Raw genomic sequence first — 11,537 nt, 5'->3', positions numbered from 1 at the left:
AGACGCAATCGTTGACAAATATGACATTCCATATGCATGCGGAATCAAGCCTAACGATTTATCTTAAAAGTGAGCGGTCATACCTGCTGTTTTCCTGTCCATCCATTCGCATGGAATCCGCAAAACCGCTTCCCCGCTTAGGAAATCAACTGGACTCGGCAAAACGCCGCCCCAATGGAACGATACAACATTACAGACTAACAACCAAAACGTCGACAATTCAATGATCTCCGCACCCATGCGGGCTATTGTCCACACTTCAAACACCACCACGTCGCCTCTCGCAAAGTGAGTTCGACGAGGCAAGAAGGATAGGGGAGAAGTGGGCATACCGCATCAGGACAACTTGCATATGGCGGCGAGCGAGAATACAAAGGAATTTATGTTATTCATATTGATGAGATGACACTTGAATAAGTTCAATAAAATAATTAACCCCAAAATTGACCTTATATGATGTTTTGATAAACAATTAAAAAGTTGCCACGCTTACTGAGCAACCATCATTGGATTTCCTCCGTACTCCCGAACACAGTTCACACTAAAATGGATAGATCGGTACTGCGTCGGAACTCGCGTGGCAAACGAAACTTCAACACGCTACGCGGATGCTTTTCGTTGTAGCGCTCGAAGGCAATGGCGAGAGGGCGACAACGTAGCCGCGTCGGGTTTGGCAATGAAAGCCACGTAGTCGCACTTCATCGTCTTCACTAAGCGCTTGGCCATCCCGTTACTTTTCGGGCCGTACACCGGCGTGGTCAATGGCTTGAATCTGATGGACGAAGTGAATGCCCGTGCCTTATCCACCGTGTCGCCCGACCCTTTATCCGTAAGCCACTCGATTTCTGCCGCTGCGTCACAGCCATTGCCATCACCGGGATTGCCGACATATTGTCGCGTCTCCACGCCCCACCGATATATGGCTTATACCTCCCCGGCACGCAGCTTGCTAAGTAGACTAAGATAGGGGTGCCCGCCTGCGTCATATCCCGCGTTCACAGGAGTAACGTTGCACATCCGCTCGACCCATGGGCTGCTGAAAGTCGGCCGCAACTGCGATTCGCTGTGCCATGCCGATCGCTTCAGCGTGCTAATCGACGCCGCCGTGTATTTCTCCGCATTGCGCGAAGCTATCCGCGGCGCGCAGCATACCGTTTTCATCGTCGGCTGGGACATCAACAGTCGAATGAAGCTGGTACCGCAGGGCGCGGCGGACGGCTTCCCGGAGCCGCTCGGCGCTTTCCTGCAAGCCGTAGCCAGCGCCAACCGGCGGCTACGGATCTACGTGTTGGCATGGGATTTCGCGATGATCTACGCGTTCGAGCGAGAATGGATGCCCGTCTATCCGACCGGCTGGCGTTCGCATCGACGAATCCTGTTCCGAATGGATAACACCCACCCACGCGGCGCTTCGCATCACCAAAAGTTCGTGGTCGTCGACGACCGGCTCGCGTTCGTCGGCGGGCTAGACTTGACCCGCGCGCGCTGGGACACGCCGGCTCACGCTGCAAACGATCCTTGGCGCCGCAACCCCGACGGCTCGCCGTACAACCCATTCCACGATGTCCACACGGTCTTCGATGGCGAAGCCGCACGCGCGATCGGTCAATTGGCGCGAAGCCGCTGGCGCCGCGCGTGTGGCAAGCCGCTGGCGATCCGCGCCGGCCGCAACCTAGGCGGCACCGACCCATGGCCGTCGAGCGTGCCGGTGGACGTGCACGACGTCGTACTCGGCATTGCGTTGACCGCGCCCCCTTACCGCAACGAGCCTGGCGTGCAGCACATCCGTACGCTCACCGTCGATATGATCGAGGCCACGCAGCACAATCTCTACATCGAGAATCAGTACTTGACCGCCGCTGTCGTGCGCGACGCACTGAGCCGACGGCTTGAGAACCCGCACGCGCCCGACGTCGCGGCGGTCGTGCCGCGCAACCATAGCGGCTGGCTGCAGGAAGCCACGATGGGCGCGCTGCGTGCGCGACTGCACCGTGTGCTCACACGGGCCGACCGCCACGGACACTACCGGCTCTGGTGCCCACACATCGACGGACTGCGCACGGGTTGCCTCAACGTGCACAGCAAGCTGATGATCAGCGACAACGAGCGGCTTTGCGTCGGCAGCGCGAACCTGAACAACCGCTCGATGGTACTCGACACGGAATGTAACGTGGTATTGGACGCCAATGGCAGCGACCGCGTGCGTGCGGCGATCGCGTCGGTCCGAGACCGGTTGCTAGCCGAACACCTGGATGTCTCGCCCGACGCAGTGGCTGCCGCGCTACAGCATCATGGTCGCTTGAACGGTGCGATCGACGCGCTGCGGCACGACGCACGCACGCTCACGCCACTGGACCCCACCATCCCGCCTGAACTCGAGGCGTTGGTGCCGGTCAGCGCGTGGGTGGACCCGGAAGTCCCGGTAGAGCCGGACGCGCTGGTCCGGCAGTTCCTCGACGATGGTCAGGGCGCGCGCCCTGCGGCCCGGTTGCTGGTCCTCGGGGCCGTCGCACTCGCATTAGCCACGCTAGCCGCCCTGTGGCGCTTCACCCCCGCCGGCCAGGCATTGAGCGTGGCCAATGTCGCGCATTGGGGTGAACAATTGGCCGCGTTGCCGCTGGCGCCGGCGATCGTGCTGCTTGGCTACGTCGTCGCTTCGCTGGCCGTCGTGCCGATCACACTGATTATCGCCGCCACTGGACTGGTCTTCGGCGCATGGCCGGGCGCGGCATACGCGCTGGTCGGCACGCTGCTGGCTGCGGCGGCCACCTACTACGTCGGCGTCGGGCTGGGCCGCGACACGGTACGCCGGCTCGCCGGCTCCCGCGCGAATCGCTTGAGCGAGCGCATCGGCAAGCGTGGTTTGCTGACCATCATAGTGCTGCGGCTGGTGCCGATCGCGCCGTTCTCGATCGTCAACCTGGTGGCCGGCGCATCCCATATCGGGATACGCGACTTCCTGCTCGGCACGCTGCTTGGCATGGCCCCAGGTGCGGTGCTAACCGTGACGTTCGCACACCAACTGATCGCGGCGATCCGGCACCCAGACGTGGGCTCACTTGCCCTGCTCGTGGGCACCGGCGCCGCGCTGGTGGGGCTATCGATGCTATTGCACAAGCTGCTGAAAAAACGTTGACCACCATGGCTTACTCAGAACTGCGTATTGCGACCTACAACATCCATGGCGCTGCCAGCCGATGGTGGCAACGCTCAATACAACCCCTCTCCATGCAACGCATCGCTGACGTTGTCGCCGAGCTGGATGCCGACATCGTCGCCCTTCAAGAGGTCCCGCTGACCGGCGCTGCCAACGCGCCCGACGTGCTAGACGATTTGCGGCATGCCACCGGCATGGAGGCCGTTGCCGGGCCAACCCTGCAGACCGAGCGTGGCGCCTACGGCAATGCGGTGCTGTCGCGGCTCCCGATTCGCGCGACACGCACGCTAGACTTATCGTTCAAGCGGCGCGAACCGCGCGGCGCGCTCGATGCGGACATCGAATATGCGGACGGCGTGCTGCGCGTAGTGGCGACGCACCTAGGGCTCTCGGCGATCGAGCGCAGCGCACAGGTCCGCACGCTGCTTGCTGCATTCGACAGCAGCGAAATGCCGGTGATCCTGCTGGGCGACATCAACGAATGGTTCGTACACGGCCGTGCATTGCGCACACTGGTCGGGCATTTTCGACGGGCGCCGGCGCCACGCACGTTTCCGGCACGTTGGCCGATCCTCTCGCTAGACCGCATCTGGGTCCATCCCGGGGAATGGCTGGTCGACGTCCAAGTGCATCGTAGCGCGCTTGCGCGCGTCGCGTCCGATCATCTGCCGTTGATTGCGCGCATCCGCGCAAGCGGCAATAGCGCTCCTCCCGGGGACACCGGCGTCGCCGCGTCCACAGGGCTGCACGGCAGCACACCGCACCCTGGCGAGGATCCCACCGGAGACATCCGTTCGCTGCCGCGATAGCGTGGGCATGGAACCCGATCCCTGGTGCAGCGCTCTAGCATGCCGAACGAGAACGAACATGCGCGCAAAAGGGTATCCAGACAAGCAGGCGACGTCGGCCAACTCGCCAAGCGTCAATAGCGACGACAAAGGGTATCGATATAGTCATGCAAGCGCATCCCAGGCGGGCGAAACGTCCAATCCTGTTTTATTCAAAGCGCGCGGCGCGCCAGCATGGAGCGAATATGCCCGATAGCAGCAGCGGGATTTAAGCCCTTTGGACATACATCCGCACAGTTCATGATCGTGCGGCAGCGGAACAGTCGATACGGATCCTCCAGATTGTCTAGGCGCTCGCCGGTGGCTTCGTCGCGCGAGTCCACAATGAACCGGTACGCTTGCAAGAGGCCGGCAGGGCCAACGAATTTGTCCGGATTCCACCAGTACGACGGGCACGCGGTCGAGCAGCACGCACAAAGGATGCACTCATACAACCCGTCGAGCTGGTCACGCTCCTGCGGCGTCTGCAACCGCTCGCGCTCCGGCGGCGGCGTATCATTGATCAGATACGGCCTAACCGAATGGTACTGGTTGAAAAAGCTGGTCATGTCCACGATCAGATCACGCACAACGGGCAGGCCCGGCAATGGCCTGAGCTCAATGTGCGCCGGTAGCAATTGCATGTTCGTCAGGCAAGCCAATCCGTTCACGCCATTAATGTTCATCGCATCCGAGCCACAGATCCCCTCGCGGCATGAGCGACGGTAGGCGAGCGTCTCATCGAACGCCTTGAGCCGTCCCAGCACGTCGAGCAGCATGCGGTCCTCGGGCTGCGGCTCGATCTCGTAGCGTTGCATGCGGGGGCGCTCGTCCCGGTCGGGATCGTAACGAAAGACATCGATAATGCGTCGCTGGGTCATGGCAACACGCTCCGGAAAGTCGAGCAACAGGAAAATGACTGTGCGCAACAACCATTCCCGTGGCGGCGCGGCGCCGCCAACCCATGACGGCCGGCTCATTCGATCTCGAATGCGCGCAGTTCAACGGCAAGGTCGTCGGCGCGCTACTGTATCCGGAAAGAATGGGGTTCGCGGTGCGCGGAGACGGCCTGAAGCTGCGGGGCAATCAACACCGTGCTCGACGCGATGCTCGATGACGGCGGGTATAGCGGCATCAGCCAGAAGTGGGGGCTTGGCGCTCACGTGCGCTGACGCTGCCGGGCGGCCCGAATGCGATACAGCCGACATAGCTGGCAACCTCGTCGAGCCAGTGCAGTTGCAGCGCCGCGATATCACCCCATTTGCCACTCGCCGGCGCGTCAACGCGCATGCCCTGGGCAAACGGATCCACCGAGACCTGCTGCAAGCCATACCCGATACCGACGCCCAGCGCCTTGAGCACGGCCTCCTTGGCCGTCCAGCAGCGGAAAAACCCCTGAGCGCCCAGCATAGGGCCGCTCTCGCGCAGCGCACGCTGCTCGGCGTCCGTGCATACCGTGCCGAGCAACGCCTGCCAGTCGATCGCACGCTCGATGCACTCGATGTCCACGCCCACGCGGCGCCTGTCCGATAGCGCAATCAGCGCATGCTCGCCTGCATGCGTGACGTTAAACGACAACGTGTCGCCGTAACCGTCGAGTTCCGGCCGTCCAAACGGCCCTGCCAAAAAGCGCAGCGACAGCGGCGCACCACCGGTATGCCTGGCGAGCAACGTTCGCAGTACAGCACGCGTCGCGGCAAAGCGTAGCCGATCCTCGTCACGCCGATAGCGCAATGCCTGCTGCTGTTCATCGTCGGACAACCACGCCTGCAGCCGGTTCCACGTAGTGGCAGCGAACGGAACCCGCACATGCCACAACATCACGTCATCAGGCCAGCGTCCGCCGGAGCGCAGCAGGGTTGTCGTTGTAACGTGTGTCGCGTCCTCGTTCATCGCTCGTGTGCGGCAGAGAAAGTCATGGCCCGTCGCAGCGCTGCGACGGGCACTTTTCGCTTGTGCCCCAATTGTAAGCGATGCGGCCCGCCTTCGTGCACATGCTGATGTAAGCCCGCGCGTTCCCCGGCGCGCGCAGACTGGCTGCGTCGTCTACGCCGCCCTGAGGCTGATCTACGCTGTGTTAGCGAGCAGCGCCCTGCCCGCGCGCGCGCCGTTGGGCTGGCCAATCGCGCGACTGATAAAGTCGCCCGCCGCGACAACTGCGTTCAGATCGACACCTGTCTTGATCCCAAGTCCATGGAGCAGGTACAGCACATCTTCAGTGGCCACGTTGCCCGTCGCGCCTTTCGCGTAGGGGCAGCCCCCAAGGCCCGCGACCGATGAATGAAAGATGGCGATACCAGCCTGCAGCCCCACATAGATGTTCGCCAGTGCTTGTCCATAGGTATCGTGGAAGTGGCCGGCAATACGCTCGAGCGGAAAGACGTGTGACACGGCTTCGGCCACCTCTAGCACACGGTTCGCAGTACCTACGCCGATGGTGTCAGCGATGTCGATCTCGTCACATCCGAGATCGCGCATTCGAGTCACCACGTCGACCACGGCAACGACCGCGACGTCTCCTTGGTACGGGCAGCCAAACGAGCACGAGATACTGCCTCGCAACCGCAGTCCGGCCTCTTTGGCGGCCTTCGCGACAGGGGCAAACCGCTCAAGGGATTCAGCGATCGAGCAATGGATATTGCGTTGCGAAAACGCTTCGCTCGCCGCGCCAAAAATCACCACCTCGTCCACGCGCGCGACCAGCGCCGCCTCAAGACCTTTCATGTTGGGCGTCAACGCCGAATACAACGTGCCCGCCCGTCGCTGGATGCGGGCCATCACGTCGGCGCCATCGGCCATTTGCGGCACCCATTTCGGTGACACGAATGACGCCGCCTCGATGTTTGCGAAGCCGGCCGCGCTTAACCGGTTGACCAGTTCCACCTTAACGTCGGTCGGCACCTGTGCCTTTTCCGCTTGCAGGCCATCGCGGGGCCCCACCTCGACGATCTTCACCCGGCCGGGCAACCCCGGCACGTTGCTGCGGCGCGCGGCCGCCAAGTCGCTCCGCTCCTCCGTCATGATGTCACCTCTAGGGTCAATAGCTGTGCGCCGTCGGCTACCTGGTCGCCGACCGCACACAAGACCTGCTCGACCTTGCCGGCAGCCGGCGCCTCGAGCGTGTGCTCCATCTTCATCGCCTCCATCACGATCAGTGGCGTACCTTTGTCGACCCGCACGCCGGGCTCGGCCAGCACCGCAATGACCTTGCCGGGCATCGGCGCGCTCAGCCGCCCTTCGCCGTGCTCAGCAGCCACCGCGTGTGCCAATACATTTTGCCATTCGAACGCAAACGCGTCGCCGCGCGAGAAAACGTAAAAGATATTGTGATCAACGAATACGCGTGCGGTGATGCGCCGCACCCCCAGGGTGATACCTAATTCATGCGCGCCGTCGCCGCCCCACCACGCGAACGGCAAGGCTTCGCCGTTCAGCTCCAGCACCGCGCCATTCGCATCGCACTGTAAGCGCACCGCGATCGTCGCATCGTCTGCGCGTTCGACGTCACGCCATTCGATGACCTGCGTGTAGTGACCATTCAAGCGCCAGTGCGACAGCGCGGTCCAAGGCGACGTACCCCGATCACGCGCCAGCAGCGCGGCAGTGGCCAACGCAAGTGCTTCGCCTACCGGCTTTTCGCGACGCTCAAACAATGCCGCACGATGACGCTCGATCAGGCCCGTGTCGAGATCAGCGTGTGTGAACGGCTCGCTGGTCGAGATCCGATGCAGGAATTGGACATTCGTATGCGGACCGACGATCTCGATCTCGCGCAGCGCGCGTGACAACCGCGCCAGCGCGTCGCCGCGGTCCGCGCCGTACACGATCAGTTTGGCGATCATCGGATCATAGTACGGCGTGATCGTATCGCCCTGCCGCACGCCACTGTCGATGCGCACCGGCGCACGCGATGCCGGGCTGCCCAGTCCGCCAAGACTGAACTCGACGGCGTCTGGCATCCGCAGGTGCAGCAAGGTACCGGTCGACGGCAGGAAGCCACGCGCCGGGTTCTCCGCGTAGATCCGCGCCTCGATCGCATGGCCGCTCACGCGCAGCGCATGTTGTTGCAACGGCAGCTTTTCGCCGACGGCCACGCGCAGTTGCCACTCGACCAGGTCCAGTCCCGTCACCATCTCGGTGACGGGATGCTCGACTTGCAGCCGCGTGTTCATCTCCATGAAATAGAACTCGCCGTCCAGCGCCATGATGAACTCGACGGTACCGGCACCGACATAGTCGACCGCGTGGGCTGCGGCAACCGCTGCCTCCCCCATAGCGCGGCGCGTGTCGTCCGACAAGCCGGGCGCCGGCGCCTCTTCGAGCACCTTCTGGTGACGCCGCTGCACCGAGCAGTCGCGATCAAACAAGTACACGGCGTTGTGATGCTTGTCGGCGAAGACTTGCACTTCGACATGGCGCGGGCGCACCAGATACTTTTCGATCAGCACCCGATCGTTGCCGAAACTGCTTGCCGCCTCGCGCTGGCACGAGGTCAGCGCGGCGGCGAAGTCCTCGCGCCGCTCGACAACCCGCATTCCCTTTCCGCCACCGCCCGCGCTGGCCTTAAGCAATACCGGATAGCCAATCGCATCCGCTTCGCGCTGCAATCGCGCCGGGTCCTGGTCTTCCCCATGGTAGCCCGGCACCAGCGGCACAGCAGCGGCCTGCATCAGCGCCTTGGCAGCCGCCTTCGAGCCCATCGCGGCGATCGCGCCGACCGGCGGTCCGATCAATTCGATGCCGGCCGCCGTACAAGCCTGTGCAAATGCTGCGTTTTCCGACAGAAAGCCATAGCCTGGGTGGACCGCCTGCGCGCCGGTGCGTTGCGCAGCATCGATGATCCGCTCGACGCGTAGATAGCTTTCCGCCGTCGGCGCTGCGCCGATATGGACTGCCTCGTCACAAGCACCGACGTGTTTGGCGTTCGCATCGGCATCCGAATAGATCGCCACGCTGTGAATACCCAGACGGCGGCACGTCGCAGCCACGCGGCAGGCAATTTCGCCACGATTGGCGATCAGTATCTTCTTGAACATGGAAGACTATCCTGTTGAACCGCGCCGGCGACACGCCACGATATGCGTGGCCAGGCCAACGCGCAACGCGTTTCAGATGCGCCATCCCGGCGCGCGCTTCTCGAGAAACGACGCCACCCCTTCGCGTCCCTCCGCCGAGGCCCGCACGCGTGCGATCCGCTCGACGGTCTCGTCAATTAACTCGTCGGTCAATGGTCTGCCGGCGATGTCCCGCACCAGCCGCTTGGATTCAGCGACCGCACCGGGACCGTTGGCCACAAGCGCATCGGCCAGACGGCGCACCGCCTCATCCAGCGCGACTTGCGGCACCAGTTCGCTGACCAGCCCAAGCCGCAACGCGCTCGCGCCATCAAACGGCTCGGCGGTCATAAAATAGCGCCGGGCTGCACGCTCGCCCATCGCGCGTATCACGTAGGGCGCAATCGTCGCCGGGATCAGACCAAGCCGCGCCTCGGACAGGCAAAAACGTGCGTCTTCCCGCGCGACAACGATGTCCGCGGCCGATATCAATCCCATTCCGCCGGCGTAGACATCGCCGTTGACGCATGCCACCACAGGCTTGGGACAGCGGTCAATCGTTGCCAACATTCGCGCGAGCATACGCGCGTGCGCACGGTTCTCGTCGTCCGAGTAGCCGGCCATCTTGCGCATCCAGTTCAAGTCAGCGCCCGCACAGAACGCTAGCCCATTGGCAGCGAGCACGATCGCGCGGATTTCGCCGCGTTGGCCCAGCATGTTGAATACCGACGTCAGCTCGGCAATCATCGTTTCGTTGAATGCATTGCGCACCTGCGGCCGGTTCAACGTCACGGTCGCCAGCGTATCCTCGCAATCGAGCGTCAAGGTGTCGTATTGCATGGCTTCGTCTCCTCGCATCCACTGAACATGGGTGCCACCAGCGCCTACATGCGGAACACGCCGAAGCGCGTCTCGCCGATCGGCGCATTCATCGCGGCCGACAAGGCTAGACCGAGCACATCGCGGGTCTGCACCGGATCGATGACGCCATCATCCCACAGGCGAGCGCTCGCGTAGTACGGGTGGCCCTGATGCTCGTATTGCTCACGGATTGGTGCTTTGAAAGCCTCTTCGTCCTCGGCGGACCAGGTCCCGCCCTTCGCCTCGATACCGTCGCGACGCACCGTGGCCAGCACGGAGGCTGCCTGCTCACCGCCCATCACGGAGATTCGCGCATTCGGCCACATCCATAGCATCCGCGGCGAGTACGCGCGGCCGCACATCCCGTAGTTACCGGCACCAAACGAGCCGCCAATGATCACCGTGAACTTGGGCACCTGCGCGGTCGCGACCGCGGTGACCATCTTTGCACCGTGACGGGCAATGCCTTCGTTCTCGTATTTGCGTCCGACCATGAAGCCGGTGATGTTCTGCAGGAAAATCAGCGGAATCTTGCGCTGGCAGCACAATTCGATGAAGTGCGCACCCTTGAGCGCCGATTCAGACAACAAAATACCGTTGTTGGCGACGATGCCAACAGGATGACCCCACAGGTGCGCGAACCCGGTCACCAGTGTCGTGCCGTAGCGCGCCTTGAACTCATCGAACGCCGAATCATCCACAAGGCGCGCGATCACCTCGCGCACGTCGAACGGCTTGCGGGTGTCGGTCGGGATCACACCGTATAACTCGCGCGCGTCGTAGCGAGGCGGCTTCGGCTCACGCAGTGCAAGCGGCTGCAGTTTGACCCGGTTCAGGTTGCCCACGATGCGCCGCGCAATCGCGAGCGCATGCGCATCGTTTTGCGCAAGATGATCGGCGACGCCGGACAGCCGGGTGTGCACGTCACCGCCGCCTAGGTCCTCGGCTGTGACGAGCTCGCCGGTCGCCGCCCTCACTAGCGGCGGGCCACCGAGAAAAATGGTGCCTTGGTCCTTGACGATGATCGACTCGTCGCTCATGGCGGGCACATAGGCGCCGCCGGCAGTACACGACCCCATCACCACGGCAATCTGCGCGATGCCTTGCGCCGACAGGTTCGCCTGGTTGTAGAAGATGCGGCCGAAGTGATCCCGATCCGGGAATACCTCGTCTTGGTTCGGCAGGTTGGCCCCGCCTGAGTCGACCAGGTAGACACACGGCAACCGGTTTTCCTGAGCGATCTCCTGCGCGCGTATGTGCTTCTTCACGGTCATCGGGTAGTAGGTGCCGCCCTTGACCGTCGGGTCGTTGCACACGATCACGCACTCCTGTGCGGTAATGCGGCCGATGCCGGTGATGATGCCCGCGCCCGGCGCATCGCCACCGTACATGCCGTATGCGGCCAGCTGCGACAACTCCAAAAAAGGCGTGCCGAGATCGAGCAATTGCGCGATCCGCTCGCGCGGCAACAGCTTGCCGCGGGCCAGGTGCTTGTCCCGGGCCGCTTGGTCGCCGCCCTGCGCGAGCGCAGCGATCTTCTCGCGCAGGGCGGCGACCAGCGCCTGCTGCGCCGCCTCGTTCGCACGGAATGCGTCGGAACGCGGATTTAGCTGGGTTTCGAGTACGGGCATCGTGGCC

9 protein-coding genes and 1 pseudogene are annotated in these 11,537 nt (G+C 63.0%); 3 read left to right on the top strand and 7 right to left on the bottom strand.

Annotated elements, in window-relative coordinates:
• Positions 1–536: 536 nt before the first annotated feature.
• Positions 537–849, bottom strand: a pseudogene (locus tag KQH60_RS10515) (IS3 family transposase); the annotation flags it as partial.
• 160 nt (positions 850–1,009) lie between these two features.
• Here KQH60_RS10515 and KQH60_RS10510 point away from each other — a divergent pair.
• Together KQH60_RS10510 and KQH60_RS10505 are read left to right on the top strand one after the other, a co-directional pair.
• Positions 1,010–3,136: a VTT domain-containing protein gene (locus KQH60_RS10510; RefSeq protein WP_237576395.1), complete on the top strand. Its 2,127-nt coding sequence runs from the start codon at positions 1,010–1,012 to the stop codon at positions 3,134–3,136.
• A gap of 5 nt (positions 3,137–3,141) precedes the next feature.
• Positions 3,142–3,966: an endonuclease/exonuclease/phosphatase family protein gene (locus tag KQH60_RS10505; protein WP_237576394.1), complete on the top strand. Its 825-nt coding sequence runs from the start codon at positions 3,142–3,144 to the stop codon at positions 3,964–3,966.
• Between the two features lie 191 nt (positions 3,967–4,157).
• Here the strand turns inward: KQH60_RS10505 and KQH60_RS10500 are convergent, their stop codons facing one another.
• Complete coding sequence (locus KQH60_RS10500) at positions 4,158–4,865, bottom strand: succinate dehydrogenase/fumarate reductase iron-sulfur subunit (protein ID WP_237576393.1); 708 nt, start codon at positions 4,863–4,865, stop codon at positions 4,158–4,160.
• A gap of 83 nt (positions 4,866–4,948) precedes the next feature.
• Between KQH60_RS10500 and KQH60_RS10495 the strand changes: the two genes are divergently transcribed.
• A complete protein-coding gene (locus tag KQH60_RS10495) occupies positions 4,949–5,101 on the top strand; it encodes a hypothetical protein (protein WP_237576392.1) in 153 nt (50 codons plus the stop codon).
• Between the two features lie 17 nt (positions 5,102–5,118).
• Here the strand turns inward: KQH60_RS10495 and KQH60_RS10490 are convergent, their stop codons facing one another.
• The 5 genes from KQH60_RS10490 to KQH60_RS10470 all read right to left on the bottom strand — a co-directional run bounded on the left by KQH60_RS10490 (position 5,119) and on the right by KQH60_RS10470 (position 11,530).
• Complete coding sequence (locus KQH60_RS10490; protein ID WP_237576391.1) at positions 5,119–5,877, bottom strand: 4'-phosphopantetheinyl transferase superfamily protein; 759 nt, start codon at positions 5,875–5,877, stop codon at positions 5,119–5,121.
• Between the two features lie 174 nt (positions 5,878–6,051).
• The gene (locus KQH60_RS10485) at positions 6,052–7,005 is read right to left on the bottom strand and encodes a hydroxymethylglutaryl-CoA lyase (RefSeq protein ID WP_237576390.1); all 954 of its coding nucleotides are present in this window, start codon (positions 7,003–7,005) and stop codon (positions 6,052–6,054) included.
• Positions 7,002–9,020: an acetyl/propionyl/methylcrotonyl-CoA carboxylase subunit alpha gene (locus KQH60_RS10480; RefSeq protein WP_237576389.1), complete on the bottom strand. Its 2,019-nt coding sequence runs from the start codon at positions 9,018–9,020 to the stop codon at positions 7,002–7,004. Before KQH60_RS10480 ends, KQH60_RS10485 begins: the two co-directional genes overlap by 4 nt.
• A gap of 72 nt (positions 9,021–9,092) precedes the next feature.
• On the bottom strand, positions 9,093–9,878 hold the full coding sequence (locus KQH60_RS10475; RefSeq protein WP_237576388.1) for an enoyl-CoA hydratase/isomerase family protein: 786 nt from the start codon (positions 9,876–9,878) through the stop codon (positions 9,093–9,095).
• A 44-nt stretch (positions 9,879–9,922) separates the two neighbouring features.
• Positions 9,923–11,530, bottom strand: a complete 1,608-nt coding sequence (locus tag KQH60_RS10470) for a carboxyl transferase domain-containing protein (RefSeq protein ID WP_237576387.1) — start codon at positions 11,528–11,530, stop codon at positions 9,923–9,925.
• Positions 11,531–11,537: the final 7 nt, after the last annotated feature.

The sequence above is a fragment of the Mycetohabitans sp. B8 genome (genome assembly GCF_021991875.1).
Classification (GTDB): domain Bacteria; phylum Pseudomonadota; class Gammaproteobacteria; order Burkholderiales; family Burkholderiaceae; genus Mycetohabitans.
This window is presented reverse-complemented; position numbering and strand designations above follow the sequence as displayed.

What these genes read in the sequence shown, in the direction of transcription:
- KQH60_RS10480 (WP_237576389.1), bottom strand. Translation starts at nt 9,020, where the DNA reads ATGTTCAAGAAGATACTGATCGCCAATCGTGGCGAAATTGCCTGCCGC.
- KQH60_RS10470 (WP_237576387.1), bottom strand. Translation starts at nt 11,530, where the DNA reads ATGCCCGTACTCGAAACCCAGCTAAATCCGCGTTCCGACGCATTCCGT.
- KQH60_RS10475 (WP_237576388.1), bottom strand. Translation starts at nt 9,878, where the DNA reads ATGCAATACGACACCTTGACGCTCGATTGCGAGGATACGCTGGCGACC.
- KQH60_RS10495 (WP_237576392.1), top strand. Translation starts at nt 4,949, where the DNA reads ATGACGGCCGGCTCATTCGATCTCGAATGCGCGCAGTTCAACGGCAAG.
- KQH60_RS10505 (WP_237576394.1), top strand. Translation starts at nt 3,142, where the DNA reads ATGGCTTACTCAGAACTGCGTATTGCGACCTACAACATCCATGGCGCT.
- KQH60_RS10500 (WP_237576393.1), bottom strand. Translation starts at nt 4,865, where the DNA reads ATGACCCAGCGACGCATTATCGATGTCTTTCGTTACGATCCCGACCGG.
- KQH60_RS10490 (WP_237576391.1), bottom strand. Translation starts at nt 5,877, where the DNA reads ATGAACGAGGACGCGACACACGTTACAACGACAACCCTGCTGCGCTCC.
- KQH60_RS10485 (WP_237576390.1), bottom strand. Translation starts at nt 7,005, where the DNA reads ATGACGGAGGAGCGGAGCGACTTGGCGGCCGCGCGCCGCAGCAACGTG.